The sequence below is a fragment of the Thalassospira indica genome (genome assembly GCF_003403095.1).
GTDB classification, from domain to species: domain Bacteria; phylum Pseudomonadota; class Alphaproteobacteria; order Rhodospirillales; family Thalassospiraceae; genus Thalassospira; species Thalassospira indica.
The window spans coordinates 4,599,276-4,612,856 of record NZ_CP031555.1; the positions used below are offsets into that span (position 1 = coordinate 4,599,276).

General features: G+C 55.3%; 14 protein-coding genes and 1 other RNA gene. 9 read left to right on the plus strand and 6 right to left on the minus strand.

The features are described from left to right. Positions 1-19 precede the first annotated feature (19 nt). Positions 20-865, plus strand: a complete 846-nt coding sequence (gene dapD, locus DY252_RS21490; protein ID WP_064788173.1) for a 2,3,4,5-tetrahydropyridine-2,6-dicarboxylate N-succinyltransferase — start codon at positions 20-22, stop codon at positions 863-865. 153 nt (positions 866-1,018) lie between these two features. Continuing rightward, positions 1,019-2,158, plus strand: coding sequence for a succinyl-diaminopimelate desuccinylase (gene dapE, locus DY252_RS21495; RefSeq protein ID WP_064788172.1), 1,140 nt, complete (start codon positions 1,019-1,021; stop codon positions 2,156-2,158). On the opposite strand, the gene DY252_RS21500 is transcribed toward dapE, so the two are convergent. Further along, the gene (locus DY252_RS21500) at positions 2,159-2,863 is read right to left on the minus strand and encodes a TetR/AcrR family transcriptional regulator (RefSeq protein ID WP_231959665.1); all 705 of its coding nucleotides are present in this window, start codon (positions 2,861-2,863) and stop codon (positions 2,159-2,161) included. It lies immediately after the preceding gene. Between the two features lie 115 nt (positions 2,864-2,978). On the opposite strand from DY252_RS21500, the gene DY252_RS21505 reads away from it, so the two are divergent. Then, positions 2,979-3,647: a glutathione S-transferase family protein gene (locus DY252_RS21505; RefSeq protein ID WP_064788171.1), complete on the plus strand. Its 669-nt coding sequence runs from the start codon at positions 2,979-2,981 to the stop codon at positions 3,645-3,647. Positions 3,648-3,775: 128 nt separating this feature from the next. Here the strand turns inward: DY252_RS21505 and DY252_RS21510 are convergent, their stop codons facing one another. Further along, entirely contained in the window at positions 3,776-4,384 is a 609-nt protein-coding gene (locus DY252_RS21510; protein ID WP_082923413.1) for a glutathione S-transferase family protein, read from the minus strand. 157 nt (positions 4,385-4,541) lie between these two features. Between DY252_RS21510 and DY252_RS21515 the strand changes: the two genes are divergently transcribed. Then, positions 4,542-5,420, plus strand: coding sequence for a LysR family transcriptional regulator (locus DY252_RS21515; protein WP_064788169.1), 879 nt, complete (start codon positions 4,542-4,544; stop codon positions 5,418-5,420). A 54-nt stretch (positions 5,421-5,474) separates the two neighbouring features. Then, complete coding sequence (locus DY252_RS21520; RefSeq protein ID WP_064788345.1) at positions 5,475-5,843, plus strand: DUF1636 family protein; 369 nt, start codon at positions 5,475-5,477, stop codon at positions 5,841-5,843. A gap of 40 nt (positions 5,844-5,883) precedes the next feature. On the opposite strand, the gene DY252_RS21525 is transcribed toward DY252_RS21520, so the two are convergent. Both DY252_RS21525 and nudC read right to left on the minus strand, forming a co-directional pair. Next, positions 5,884-6,684 (minus strand): transporter substrate-binding domain-containing protein, encoded by an 801-nt coding sequence (locus DY252_RS21525; protein ID WP_165374936.1) that lies wholly within the window; start codon positions 6,682-6,684, stop codon positions 5,884-5,886. Positions 6,685-6,762: 78 nt separating this feature from the next. Beyond that, complete coding sequence (nudC, locus tag DY252_RS21530; RefSeq protein WP_064788167.1) at positions 6,763-7,689, minus strand: NAD(+) diphosphatase; 927 nt, start codon at positions 7,687-7,689, stop codon at positions 6,763-6,765. Between the two features lie 190 nt (positions 7,690-7,879). On the opposite strand from nudC, the gene ffs reads away from it, so the two are divergent. From ffs to recR, 4 genes are all read left to right on the plus strand, one after another. Beyond that, an RNA gene (gene ffs, locus DY252_RS21535) (signal recognition particle sRNA small type) lies at positions 7,880-7,974 on the plus strand. A 157-nt stretch (positions 7,975-8,131) separates the two neighbouring features. Further along, positions 8,132-10,021 (plus strand): DNA polymerase III subunit gamma/tau, encoded by a 1,890-nt coding sequence (locus DY252_RS21540; protein WP_064788166.1) that lies wholly within the window; start codon positions 8,132-8,134, stop codon positions 10,019-10,021. Then, positions 10,018-10,341, plus strand: coding sequence for a YbaB/EbfC family nucleoid-associated protein (locus DY252_RS21545; RefSeq protein WP_008889081.1), 324 nt, complete (start codon positions 10,018-10,020; stop codon positions 10,339-10,341). Before DY252_RS21540 ends, DY252_RS21545 begins: the two co-directional genes overlap by 4 nt. A 125-nt stretch (positions 10,342-10,466) precedes the next feature. Further along, a complete protein-coding gene (recR, locus tag DY252_RS21550; RefSeq protein ID WP_064788165.1) occupies positions 10,467-11,060 on the plus strand; it encodes a recombination mediator RecR in 594 nt (197 codons plus the stop codon). A 136-nt stretch (positions 11,061-11,196) separates the two neighbouring features. Here recR and aroQ read toward each other — a convergent pair whose 3' ends face one another. Beyond that, positions 11,197-11,646, minus strand: a complete 450-nt coding sequence (gene aroQ / locus DY252_RS21555) for a type II 3-dehydroquinate dehydratase (RefSeq protein WP_064788164.1) — start codon at positions 11,644-11,646, stop codon at positions 11,197-11,199. Positions 11,647-11,684: 38 nt separating this feature from the next. Beyond that, positions 11,685-13,556, minus strand: a complete 1,872-nt coding sequence (locus DY252_RS21560) for a bifunctional sugar phosphate isomerase/epimerase/4-hydroxyphenylpyruvate dioxygenase family protein (RefSeq protein ID WP_064788163.1) — start codon at positions 13,554-13,556, stop codon at positions 11,685-11,687. Between the last annotated feature and the right edge of the window lie 25 nt (positions 13,557-13,581).

Below are 13,581 nucleotides of genomic sequence, written 5' to 3' on the forward strand. Positions count from 1 at the left end.
CCGCAAGGACCTTCGAAAAATGAACAGAACCGAGCTTGAAGGCGTGATCAACGTCGCATGGGAAAACCGCGACGAGATTAACTCCTCTACCCAGGGTGAAATCCGCAAGGCTGTTGAACAGACGCTCAATGCCATGGATTCCGGCGAACTGCGTGTTGCCGAAAAAACCAGCGGCAAATGGGTTGTCAATCAGTGGGCGAAAAAGGCGGTTCTGCTGTCCTTCCGTCTCAATGACATGACCACCATCGCAGGTGGCCCGGGCGAAAACACCAACTGGTGGGACAAGGTCCCGTCGAAATTCGAAGGCTGGGGCGAAGCCGAATTCAAACAGGCCGGTTTCCGCGCCGTTCCAGGCAGCATTGTGCGCCGTTCGGCCTATGTCGCACCGGGCACCGTTTTGATGCCGTCATTCGTTAACCTTGGCGCCTATGTCGATACCGGCGTTATGGTCGACACGTGGGCGACGGTTGGATCCTGCGCACAGATCGGCAAAAACGTTCACCTGTCGGGTGGTGCGGGCATCGGTGGCGTGCTTGAACCGCTTCAGGCCGGCCCGGTCATCATCGAAGACAATGCCTTTATCGGTGCCCGTTCGGAAATCGTCGAAGGTGTCATCGTCGAAGAAGGTGCCGTCATTTCGATGGGTGTCTTTATCGGCGCATCAACCAAAATCATCGACCGCACCACCGGCGAAACCTTTGTCGGTCGTGTCCCGGCTTATTCCGTCGTCGTGCCGGGCAGCATTCCGGGCAAGCCGCTTCCGGATGGTACGCCGGGGCCGAGCCTGTATTGCGCGGTCATCATCAAACGCGTTGATGAAAAGACCCGCTCGAAAACCTCGATCAATGAGCTGCTGCGCGACTGATCTGCAACGCGCTTTACGATCATGATATAAGGGGCGAAACGGATGGCTGTTTCGCCCCTTAATGTATATTTGTTCTTCTTTTGTTTCACGTGAAACAAAAAATAGGCACAAATTCCTATTGCTGTCCAGCACCCAAAGACCAAGAGAGCACCAATGTCGACCGCCCTTGAACTTGCACAATCCCTGATCCGCTGCCCGTCGGTCACCCCGGCTGATGAAGGCGCGCTTGATGTGTTGCAAAAGGCGCTTGAGGCCCGCGGCTTTACCTGCACACGCAAGGTTTTCGATGGCGATGGCAGTGACACGATTGACAATCTCTATGCCCGCCTTGGCACCAAGGGCCGCAATTTCTGTTTCGCCGGTCATACCGATGTTGTCCCGGCTGGCGACAGTGCCGCATGGACCGTCGATCCGTTTGGCGGCGAGGTCAAAGATGGTCGTCTGTTTGGCCGTGGGGCTGTGGATATGAAAACCGGCATTGCCTGCTTTGTCGGTGCAGTTGACGCCTTCCTTGCCGCCAACCCGGATTTCGATGAATCGATCAGTTTTCTCATCACCGGCGATGAAGAGGCCGATGCGATCAATGGCACGGTCAAGCTGGTCGAATGGTGCGATCAGCAGGGCGAAAAATTTGATGCCTGTCTGGTCGGCGAACCGACCAACCCGAAATATCTGGGCGAGATGATGAAAGTCGGGCGACGGGGCTCGATCACCGGCTGGCTGACGGTTTATGGCGCGCAGGGTCATGTGGCTTATCCGCATCTGGCCGACAATCCGGTTCCGCGCATGCTCAAAACGCTGGATGTGCTCAATTCCCGTGAGCTGGATCAGGGCACGGATCATTTCCAGCCCAGCAACCTTGAAATCACCACGGTTGATGCGGGGAATACCGCAACCAACGTCGTACCTGCCAAGGTCAGTGCGGCGTTTAACATCCGCTTTAACGATCAACACACAGGTGCCGATCTTAAAAAATGGATCGAGGATGTCTGTGCCGAGCATGCCGGCGCGCACGATCTCAAAGTCAAGATTTCCGGCGAGGCCTTCCTGTCCAATCCGGGCAAACTCGCCAACCTGATTGCTGATGCGTCGGAAAAAATCACTGGCAAGCGACCTGAAATGAGCACGACCGGCGGCACATCAGATGCCCGCTTCATCCAGAAATATACCGAAGTCGCCGAATTCGGTCTGGTCGGGCAAAGCATGCACAAGGTCGATGAGCACGCCATGGTCGATGACATCGAAAACCTTGTGAAAATCTATGCCGAAATCCTGTCGGGCTTTTACGACTGATCAGGCGGTTTTCTGACCAGCCTTCGCGCATAGGCGATCTCGCGATTGCAGGATTGTCTTGCGCGTAGAGGTCAGGATATCGTCGGCCGTCTCGTCATCGACTGCACGGCTCAGAACAACTGCCCCGACCAGCATCGCCAGCATAGATGTGGCTTCGGTGCGGTAACCATCAGGAACATCTGGCAGTACGGACTCACCATCGACCGGGACAGGTTTATCCATACCCGGAACACCGTCTTCCTTTGCCAGTTTCCAGGCAAGTTTTCCCGATGCCTGATCAATCAGTTTTGAAAACGCCGAACGCGCCTGATCGCCGGAGCGTGAGACTTCGGACGACAGGGTTGGCAGCGCACATCCAAGTTCGGGGTTATCGATATGCACCCGTGACAGATAGAGTTCGGCAAAGGATGTCACCCAGTCGCTTCCGGACAGCTCGGCCTTGCGCAATTTTGCCAGCACGGGCGATGACAAAAGCGACATGCCGTTTTCAACGCAGGCAACAAACAGGGCTTCCTTGTTCTTGAAGTGGGCATAGAACCCGCCGCGGGTCAGCCCGGCCGCTGCCATGACCTGATCAATCGTGACATTTTCAAACCCGTGCTTTTTAAACAGCGCACTTGCCGCATTGACGATGCGAATGCGGGTTTTGGGCTTGTGCGTCGGCGCATAGGGCATTTCGAACTCCATCACGTAATCGGACGTCATCGGATGTTTGGATCTGGCGACAGATTCACCATGACACATTCTGATAATATGTTCTTGAACATATTATGGGGGACGTAATCCTGTCTGCAAGTTCACCAAACAAAAGGGTCTTGCCATGTCGGATGTCACAATTATCGGAATGCCGCGCAGTAACCTGACACGCACAGTTCGCATTGCCTGTCTGGAAAAGGAAATACCGTTCGCGTTCAGCAGCCGGAATGTCCAGCCACCCGGCCATCCGCCAACACCGGCAGTTTTGCACAACAACCCGTTTGGCAAGGTGCCGGTGCTGACCCACGGGCCGTTCGTGCTTTATGAAACCGCCGCCATTTGCCGCTATATTGATGATAATTTCCCCGGGCCGTTATTGCGCCCGGTGCATGCCGAAAAAGCGGCCCGGATGAACCAGTGGATCAGTGTCGCCATGACCCGGCTTGATCCGGACATCATCCGCAATTTCGTTATTCCGATGTTTTTTGCCGATGATGTCAAACGTCGCGACCCGGAATTTACCACCCGTATGAACGAGATGGCGGACCGCATCCGTCACGATCTTTCTGTCCTTGATGCTGCTTATGGCTATGGCTGGGTTTGTGGCGACCGTTTCACCATTCCCGACATGATGATCATGCCGATGATGCATTATCTGAACGCGATGCCGGGCGGCCCTGAAATGTTGGCAAACGCGCCCAATGTCGCCGATGCCTTTAGGCGCTTCAAGGCGCGAAGTTCTGCGGCCCAGACCGATCCGCTTTTGCCAGAAAAGCTTTTGAAATCAGCCTGAAAATTGTACCGCCACCCTGACGTTTCTCCCGTCAGGGTATTCAGCCACCACGGATGGGAACAACTTCCCCCGCCTCCCCCTTGCCTTGGGTGACGTTCCTGTTTGTGGTGGCTGCTTTTTGGTGCCCTTTAAGGCGTCCAGGTGATCGGTACATAGCCCGGAACCGCCGTCATCCGGTCAAGCCAGGCGCGAATGCCTGGATAGGGTGCCAGACTGATTTTGCCAAGCTCGGCCCGGTGCGTGTAGGCATAAAGCGAGATATCGGCGATGGTAAGCGCATCGCCCACCAGCCAGTTATGCCCTGAAAGACGCTTTTCCATCAGATCAAGCGCACGCTTGGCCCCTGCCTGTTTCATCGGTTCAAGGATATCGGCATGTTCCGGCAGGCCCTTGATCGCATACCATGAAATCAGAACGGCGACGTTCGGTTCATGGTCATACTGTTCAAAGAACAACCAGCTCATCATATCGGCCCGGTCATAGGCATCCTCGGGGATGAAATTGGTGCCTTCGGCCAGATAGATCAGAATGGCGTTGCTTTCGGCAAGGGTCCTTCCGTCATCCAGGACGAGGGCTGGAATTTTGCCGTTCGGGTTGACCTTTTCAAGGTATTCGGGCGTGTGGGTTTCGCCTTTCATGATGTCGCGTTCGACATATTCAAACGGTTGACCCAGCATCGAAAGCAGCAAACGGACCTTATAGCCGTTTCCCGACATCAAATAGTCGTTCAAAATCATCAGACTCATCCTTGTGGCATATGCATCAAAAGCATTCGCATTACAGCATTGGCCGGCCGGGTTTGATATTTGCCGCTGGATCAAAATCGGACAATCGAATAGTTTTGACCCTATTGTTCAAAATTCCTGATCAATTTTTCTGATCAAAGGAGAGGCCATGGATTCCGATCTTCTCAGAAGCTTTGTCGCCTTTGCCGAATGCGGCAGCTTCAACCGTGCCGCCGACCGTATCGGGCGCACGCCATCGGCCTTTTCGATGCAGATGAAGCGGCTTGAAGAACTGGTCGACAACAAACTGTTTGAGCGCAACGGGCGCAACGTTCAACTGACCCATGAAGGCATCACCTTTGTCGGGTATGCCAGACGGATCCTGAGCCTGACAGATGAGGCGATGGGACAATTGCGTTCGCAGGAAGAAAGCCGTCCGATCCGCATCGGCTGCCCTGATGATTACGCGCAAAAGATTTTGCCAATTGTTCTGCGCGCCATAAGTGCGGTGCATCCACAGGCGCGCTTTTTCGTGTCGGTCAATCCGACGATCCTGCTCCGCCGGATGCTTGATCAGGGGGAGCTTGATCTGTCGATCATCAGCCGGTCGGAAAAAGGTGAAGAGGGATATTTCCTGTGCCATGAACTTGGGGTCTGGGTGACATCGGCGGTTCATAAGCAGCATCTTCTTGATCCGCTGCCGCTTGTTCTGCCGGCCGAGGATTGCAAGTTTCATGCATGGGCGATTGACGCCTTTTCGAAATCCAACCGGCCCTTCACGCTTTATGCGACCTCGCGGCAAGCGGCCTCGATGTTGCATCTGGTCCGCGATGGGTTGGGGGTTGGCGCCCTTGCGGCGGCCAGTGTGACCGACGAATTCAAAATCCTTGATACGCGGGACGGATTTCCGCCACTGCCAGCCGTCGGTGTTGCTGTCATGCTGGCCGAAGAAGCCCATCCGCTGGTCAATCGCCAGCTTGCCGGTGCGATTCAGGAATATGTCACCCAACATCTTGATGATGACTTGACCAAACCAGTCGCAAGCTGATTGGATGCGCCCCCGCGTCGTTTACCTGTCACCAGCCCGGATAAGATCACCCGCATGACTGCCAAGTCCCGCCTGAATATCTGCACGACCTGCACGTCCTCAATCGCCAGCGCACCGAGTGATCCGCGCGATGGTCAGACGCTTTTTGAGCGCATTCAGGAAGTCTGTGCCACGCGCGATCTGCCGTTTGAGGTTAAACCGGTTGAATGCCTGACCAACTGCAAGTCTGGCTGTTCGGTCGCGCTGAACGGATCGGGTAAATGGGGATATGTTTATGGCAATGTTGATCCTGACAGCATGGTAGAAGACCTGTGTGAACTGGCGTCAAAATATGCCGAAAGTGAAAAGGGCATTGTTGCCTGGCGCGAACGTCCAGACGCCCTGCGCCGCAATGTTATTGCCCGTATTCCACCGATCGACTAGCCAATCCGGTCGGGGCTTGGCGCAGGACTTGGGTCAGGACCTAGCCAGACAGACCGATGTGAAGTTGCTGCCACAGGCGTTCGACCTCGCCAGTGGATTGCAGTTTCGCAATCAATTGATTGAACCGTTCAAGCGGGATAGACGATCCGGCTGACAGCACCGCCACCAGATCATGGACGGCATCGGGCTGATCGGAAATCACAAGGCTTTCGCGCAAAGACGGATAATCAACAAACCGGGCAGCCAGAAAGCCCGCCGAAACAATACCAATCGGGGCTTCCCCGGCCAGAAGTCCGTCAAGGACTTCTTGCTCGTTATAGCGCAGCAAAACATCAAAGTTCTGGCGCAGATATTCCGGATCTGCGTTGAAATCGGCAAATCCGTAATGGAACCCCAACACGCACAGGATCGGATAATTTGTCACATCTGACAAAAGTGCGTCGGTGTTATCCGGCCCGGCAAGCGTCAGATAAAGGTCCTTTTCCTGAACAATGGATTTGGAGAACTGAACATCCAGATTCCGCCATTCCCATTGCGCACTTTCCAGCAGAACAAGGTCGACCTCGCCACTGGTGACGGCCTGATAGCGCCTGCGCGATGAGGTTTCGGCAAGTTCAAACACATATTCGTCCTGCAAATCATTCAGAAGTCTGATCAGGTGCAGAACCATGCCCTGTGGCTTGCCATCATCATAGAAATAGACCACGCCATATTCGTACGCACCAACCTTGACGGGGATCCGTTCATGAGCCTTTGCGGCCGTTACTGCGAACAAAGTCGCAAGCAAACAGACAGCAACGCCGGTTACAACCAAATCGCGTAGAAAACGTATCGCTACCAAAGCTTTTTCCTGAATACCGATCATCACCCAGTACAGCGATGCCGTATCACCAGGATGGTGACAAAGGCTTCTTTGTCTTTATATGTGCCCGGCACACCAGTTTTCCAGAAGGAAGCGCGCGATAGATATCGGACGCGGCAGGTTGATGCCCTTTTCCGGCAAATCGGGCACATCATCACGATGCACCCACATGGCAAACTCGATTTCGTCGTTATCAGGCAGAAGGTCGGTTGTTTCGGCCTCGGCGACAAAGCCCAGCATCAAGGACCCCGGAAACGGCCAGGGCTGGGATGCGACATATTGCGGGCGTTTGATCCGGACACCGACTTCTTCGAACACTTCGCGCGCGACCGCCTGTTCAAGGGTTTCACCCGGTTCGACAAAACCGGCCAGAACCGACACCATGCCGGGCAGGAATTGCGGGGATCTTGCCAGCAACACATGATCCTGATGATGGATCAACATGATCACGGCCGGATCAGTGCGCGGGAAATGCGATTTGCCGCAGTTCGGATTGCTGCATTGCAGACGATAGCCCGCCTCTGCCACCAGGTTCGGATGGCCGCACGCCCCACAAAACTGGTGCCCCTGATGCCAGTTGAAAATCGCGCGCGCCTGTGCGGCAAGGGCGGCCTCATCCACCGAAAGATTGGCCATGCGGGTGCGCATATCGCCAAAACCACCGCCGAGTTTGCGGATCGCCTCGTCACGATCGGTCACCACCGCGGCAATATCGACCGCAATCACCGGCCCGCTTTCATCACGGCCAAGATAAATCCACTGCCCGCGATGAAGATCAACATCCAGATGCGGCACGGCCGGGGCGCCGAGCACCACCAGTTCATGGGCGTCCATATCTTCGGGCCAGGCAAAAAGTGGATCACCGGCGTGACAGATCAGGATGCGCAGCGACTCCTCGGCCAATAGAACCTGTTGCCAGTCTTCGCGTTTGCGCAAAACCGCATCGCGATCAAGATCAACGGATTCATAAAACAGCCTGTACATGGTGGTCACTTTCTTGAAATTCTGATGCGGAAAATATCGGGCAAGCCCATGGGATCGCCGACATTTCCTGTGGTGACGGAGCATGACATTAACGTGGGTGGGGATCGGTCAAAAGCCACGATTGCTTGATAACAGAAAAAATCCCAGCCAACCCTTGCGTTTTATGGACGCTTGCGCGATATAGGGGGCGAGAGGCTGGCAGTGGACGGACCGCTCGCCAACCCGGTCAGGACCGGAAGGTAGCAGCCGTAACGAGTTTTTCCGGGTCGCTGTTCAGTCTCTCACCCTTTCATTTCTCCCTTTGAAATCGCTGATATTTGCCATGCCCCTGACATTCGCGGGCAGATGTTTTTTTGTATGGGAAATTTCCCACTTGGCCTTTCCCATAGGGCTTCGAAGCTGCTAAAACCGAATGAGAATTAAAACAGTCCGGACCGGATGAATGAGCGAGCAGATCGAGACCGCCAGCGAAACGGCACCAGAAGGTGACACGGTGACAGACAGTAACGTCGCGGACACAACCGCGCCCGTCACCACGGCCGAGCCAGAAAGCAAAAGCGAGTATCAGGTTCTTGCGCGGAAATACCGCCCGAAATCCTTTGATGAACTGATCGGCCACGGGCCGATGGTCAAGACGCTGTCAAATGCGCTTGAAAGTGGCCGTCTTGCCCATGCCTTTATCCTGACCGGTGTGCGCGGGATTGGTAAAACCACGACGGCGCGTATCATTGCGCGTGCCCTGAACTGCATTGGTGCGGATGGCAAGGGCGGTGCGACGATCGAGCCGTGCGGTGTGTGTGAGCATTGCCGCGCGATTGCCGAAGACCGTCATGTTGACGTTCTGGAAATGGATGCGGCGTCGCGTACCGGTGTTGATGACATTCGCGAACTGATCGAGGGTGTACGCTATCGCCCGACGTCGGCGCGCTACAAGATCTACATCATCGACGAAGTGCACATGCTTTCGAAAAGTGCGTTTAACGCGCTTTTGAAGACGCTTGAAGAACCGCCAGAGCATGTGAAATTCATCTTTGCCACCACCGAAATCCGCAAAATCCCGATCACGGTCCTGTCGCGTTGTCAGCGCTTTGACTTGCGCCGAGTGCAGACCGACGAACTGGCCGCGCACTATAGCCGCATCGCCGGGCTTGAAAATGCCGAGATCGAAGAAGAAGCCGTCACCCTGATCGCGCGTGCCGCCGATGGTTCGGTGCGTGATGGCATGAGCTTGCTCGATCAGGCGATTTCGCATGGTGCTGGCAAGGTCACCACCCAGCAGGTGCGTGATATGCTGGGCCTTTCGGATCGGTCGCGGATTTTCGATCTGTTCGATCACACCATGAAGGGCGAGATTAACGAGGCGCTGGAACTTCTTGGTGCGCAATATGCCCTTGGCGGTGATCCGCCGGTGATGTTGCAGGATATGCTTGATCTGACCCACTGGCTGACACGTGTGAAGCTGTCGCCTGATGCCGCCAATGATCCCGGCGTGTCACAGATCGAACGCGAACGCGGCAAGGAAATCGCCGCCAAGCTTGCCATGCCGCAATTGACCCGCGCCTGGCAGATGCTGCTGAAGGGCCTTGAAGAAACGCGGATTGCGCCATCGCCCATTCAGGCCGCTGAAATGATCCTGATCCGTCTGGCCTATGCCGCGGAAATGCCACCACCCGGTGATCTGATCAAGAAGCTGCGTCAGGATATGAACAATGCCGGTAACGGCGGCGGCGCGCCCCAAGGTGGCGGCAATGGCGGCGGCAGTGGCGGTCCGGGACCGCGCATGCAGGTTGTTAATGGCGGCGGCGGTGCAGCCGCAGTGGCGCGGGCGCGACCAGACCCGCTGGGCGAACCCCAACAGGTCGAACAGCCAGTCTATGCCAAGATGCCGGAAACGTTCGAAGAAGTTGCCGAGTTGCTTGGCAAGGACCGGGAAACCACCGGCCTTTCGATGCAGGTCAAAAACTATATGCATCTGGTGAAGTATGAGCCGGGTCGCATCGAATTTCGCCCGGCACGCGGGGCGGGATCGGACCTTTCGACCAAGCTGATCAAGGCGCTGAATGGCCTGACCGGTCATCGCTGGCTGGTCAGTGTGTCGGAGCGCGAAGAAGGGGCCCCGACGCTTAAGGAACAGGAACTTGAGGCCCTTGAACAGCGCAAGGCGGATGCCTCGCAAGATCCGCTGGTCAGGGCCATACTTGATGGTTTACCCAAAGCCAAAATCGTTGCCGTCCATCTGCCACCCGGACAGGAAAACGCCGAAGGTGAAGAGGACGAAAGCGGTTCCGTATATGACGACGCATTTTATCTCGAAGGAGACGACGAGCTATGAAGAACCTTGCAGGGATGCTCAAACAGGCCCAGCAGATGCAGTCCAAAATGCAGGAAATGCAGGAAGGACTGGTTGAACTTGAAATCGAAGGCCAGTCCGGTGCGGGCATGGTCAAGGTGATGCTGAACGGCAAAGGCGAAATGCGCGGCCTTTCGCTGGATAAAAGCATCGTTGACCCGAACGACACCGAAGTCCTCGAAGACCTGATTGTGGCTGCCTATAACGACGCCAAGGTCAAGGTCGAGGCCGCCGTCCAGGAAAAGATGAAAGACGTCACCGGCGGCATGAACCTGCCAGAAGGCTTCAAACTGCCGTTCTGATCTTTCATCGGACACACGATAAATTTCGTACTTTCATCGTACGCGGCAAAGGGTGGCATTGCGCCGCCCTTTGTTTTTGATACAAGCAATATGTATCGATCACAGTTTTAAGACACGGGATCATCATGACCGGACGGGAAATTGAAAATCTGATCAAGCTGCTTTCGCGCCTGCCCGGCCTTGGGCCGCGTTCGGCACGGCGTGCGGTTTTGCAGATGCTCAAAAAACCCGAGACGCTTATGATCCCGCTGGCCGATGCGCTGCATGCCACGGCCGAGGTCATGACGACTTGCACCAATTGCGGCAATATCGATGTCACCGATCCCTGCCATATCTGTGCCGATCAGAACCGCAGCACGGATATTATTTGCGTGGTCGAGGAAGTTCAGGATCTTTGGGCCCTTGAGCGTGGGGCGTCCTTCAAGGGGCGGTATCACGTCCTGGGTGGCACCCTGTCACCGCTTGATGGCGTTGGCCCGGATGACCTCAAGATTGATCACTTGGTCAATCGCGTGCGCGCCGATGGCGTATCCGAAGTTATCCTTGCGACCAACGCCACCGTCGATGGCCAGACCACCGCGCACTACATCACCGAACGGCTGATCGAAACCGGGGTCAAGGTCACCCGCCTTGCCCATGGCGTACCCGTTGGCGGTGAACTTGATTATCTTGATGACGGCACATTGGCGGCAGCCTTGCGGTCAAGAAGCTCGGTCTAGTCAGCAATCACGTAGTTAGCAAAAAGGGCGGCCTTGGCCACCCTTCATGTCTTCGCAAACCCTGTGTCGCGATTATTCAAACCATTTTGAGCTGAAATTAAAGAACTTCACGGCCAAAGGATTGGATAATCCCGCCCTAAGATGCAGCCTTGATCTTCTCTGCTGCCAAGCGGGTTGCCAGCTCATAGCCATAGGCACCGGCACCGGCCATCACCGCATCGGCGACTGAGCTGATCCAGCTGGTATGGCGGAATTCTTCGCGGGCATGCGGGTTGGAAATGTGCAACTCGATGATGTAGCCCTCAAAGGTCTTGAGCGCATCATGGATCGCGATCGAGGTGTGGGTATAGGCCCCGGCATTGATCACGATCGCGGCTGATTTCGTGCGCGCCTCGTGGATCATGTCAATGATCGCACCTTCATGGTTGGACTGGCCAAACCGCACCGAAACGCCAAGTTCCCTGGCGAGCACAGCACACTTTTCCTCGATCGAGGCCAACGTGTCATAGCCATAAATCTCTGGCTGTCGCTGCCCCAGCAGGTTCAGATTCGGTCCGTTGATGACTAGAATTTCCTGCACGCTCATTTCCTTGTTCCCGCCTTTATCCGCTTGGGGCCGTGTGGTTATTTCGCCGCCTCACCACGACGGTTCATCCGTGTCTGTGACGCAAGCCGGATTGGCGCATTGGCCGCCCCGAAGCCACGATACGCGCGACGCTCGACCAATTCAAAGAAGAATCGGTTGGCAAAGGTTCGCGTATAGGCCTGATAATATTCGCCTTCATCATCGCGATCATAAAGAATATTGCGTGCACGCAAACGATCAAGCAGTTCCGGTTCCAAGCCAAAACGTGCTTCGATGTCGTCATAATAGTTTTCCGGGATCGGCAGAATTTCGACCCCATGTGCCATGCAATAATCAACCGATGCAAAGATATCGTCGCTTGAAAACGCCAGATGCTGCACACCGCTGCCAAAGAATTCATTGAGGAACTGGGAATGCTGGGTGTGCGGGCTTTGCGATCCATTGAGGATCAAACGCACCGCATCGCTTTGTACCACCTGACTTTGCACAAGCCCGCCCGGATCCGGGATATCAAGGGTTGGCATTTTGCCAAGATCAAAGATCGAGGTGAAATACAAAAGCCAGGTCAGCATTTCCTCATACTGCATCGAGTATGAAACATGGTCGACCGCCCGAAATTTTGCCTTGGCATCTTCGGCGGTTTTGGCGGGTTCAAATTCGACATCCCAGATACGCGACAATTCGCTGTGATCATCAAGGAAGTAAACAAGGCTGCCACCCACACCACGGATGGCGGGCATTTCAATTTCGCCTTTGCCAACCGCCTGACTAAATGGGGCGGCAAGCAAGGATTGCGCACGATCCATGGTCGCCTTGGCATCATTGACCTTAAGCCCCACAGCACAGACCGACGGGCCATGCACGATATTATAGGAATGCGCAAAGCCATCCTTGTCGCAATTAATCACAAGGTTGATGTCGCCCTGCTTCCACCAGGTTACGGCCTTGGTTTTGTGGCTGCCGCGTTTTTCAAATCCAAGGGCGGCAAAAAGGGTCGCAAGCTTTTCAGCATTTTCTTCTTCAACCGCGAACTCGACAAAGCCGACTTCCTTGGCATGCGCCTTTGGCGGCAGGGCCGTACCATTTTTGCCAACCTGAACACCTTCGATACCATCCCCAAGATAAATCAGCGATCGCAAACCATCCTTGGCAACGTTCTTGGTCGAGCTGGATCGGAATTGATCGTTGAAAATCTCAAGCGAAAGCGGGCCGTCATAACCGGTCATCGCAAGGTTGCGCATGAATTCACCGAGCGGGAAGTCCCCCTGCCCCGGGAAGCAGCGGAAATGGCGGCTCCATGACAATGCATCCATTTCAAGGATTGGCGCATCCGCGACCTGAACAAGGAAGATCTTGTCGCCCGGGATCGACGAAATCGCATCGAGCGGTACCTTGCGCGCCATGATGTGGAAGGTATCAAGCACCAAACCAACATTCGGGTGATTGGCGCGACGCACCACTTCCCAGCTATCGCGATAGTCGCTGATATGCTTGCCCCATGAAAGGGCCTCGAACGCGACACGCAGGCCACGTTTGGCGGCACGATCGCCAAGCTCTGCCAGATCCTTGGCAGCGCGATCAAGCCCGCCCAATGATTGCGGGGATACGTTGGAACAGACCATCAAAAGATCCGTCCCCAGTTCTTCCATCAGGTCAAACTTGCGTTCGGCCCGTTCAAACGCGCGGGTACGTTGGGGCTCGGGCATGCCTTCGAAATCGCGGAACGGCTGGAAGGTGACCAGCTTCAGGCCAAGATCGCGGATCGTCTTGCCAACATCTTCTGGCGATCCGTCGAAGGACAGAAGGTCATTTTCAAAAATCTCGACCCCGTCAAAGCCGGCGGCGGCGATGGCATCGAGTTTTTCCTGAAGATCGCCGGACAGTGAAACTGTGGCAATTGAGGTCAGCATATTATCCCTCCGGGATGCGTGTGGG

What these genes read in the sequence shown, in the direction of transcription:
- DY252_RS21510 (WP_082923413.1), bottom strand. Translation starts at nt 4,384, where the DNA reads ATGATTTTGAACGACTATTTGATGTCGGGAAACGGCTATAAGGTCCGT.
- DY252_RS21505 (WP_064788171.1), top strand. Translation starts at nt 2,979, where the DNA reads ATGTCGGATGTCACAATTATCGGAATGCCGCGCAGTAACCTGACACGC.
- DY252_RS21515 (WP_064788169.1), top strand. Translation starts at nt 4,542, where the DNA reads ATGGATTCCGATCTTCTCAGAAGCTTTGTCGCCTTTGCCGAATGCGGC.
- dapE (WP_064788172.1), top strand. Translation starts at nt 1,019, where the DNA reads ATGTCGACCGCCCTTGAACTTGCACAATCCCTGATCCGCTGCCCGTCG.
- aroQ (WP_064788164.1), bottom strand. Translation starts at nt 11,646, where the DNA reads ATGAGCGTGCAGGAAATTCTAGTCATCAACGGACCGAATCTGAACCTG.
- nudC (WP_064788167.1), bottom strand. Translation starts at nt 7,689, where the DNA reads ATGTACAGGCTGTTTTATGAATCCGTTGATCTTGATCGCGATGCGGTT.
- DY252_RS21560 (WP_064788163.1), bottom strand. Translation starts at nt 13,556, where the DNA reads ATGCTGACCTCAATTGCCACAGTTTCACTGTCCGGCGATCTTCAGGAA.
- DY252_RS21520 (WP_064788345.1), top strand. Translation starts at nt 5,475, where the DNA reads ATGACTGCCAAGTCCCGCCTGAATATCTGCACGACCTGCACGTCCTCA.
- dapD (WP_064788173.1), top strand. Translation starts at nt 20, where the DNA reads ATGAACAGAACCGAGCTTGAAGGCGTGATCAACGTCGCATGGGAAAAC.
- DY252_RS21540 (WP_064788166.1), top strand. Translation starts at nt 8,132, where the DNA reads ATGAGCGAGCAGATCGAGACCGCCAGCGAAACGGCACCAGAAGGTGAC.
- recR (WP_064788165.1), top strand. Translation starts at nt 10,467, where the DNA reads ATGACCGGACGGGAAATTGAAAATCTGATCAAGCTGCTTTCGCGCCTG.
- DY252_RS21500 (WP_231959665.1), bottom strand. Translation starts at nt 2,863, where the DNA reads ATGACGTCCGATTACGTGATGGAGTTCGAAATGCCCTATGCGCCGACG.
- DY252_RS21545 (WP_008889081.1), top strand. Translation starts at nt 10,018, where the DNA reads ATGAAGAACCTTGCAGGGATGCTCAAACAGGCCCAGCAGATGCAGTCC.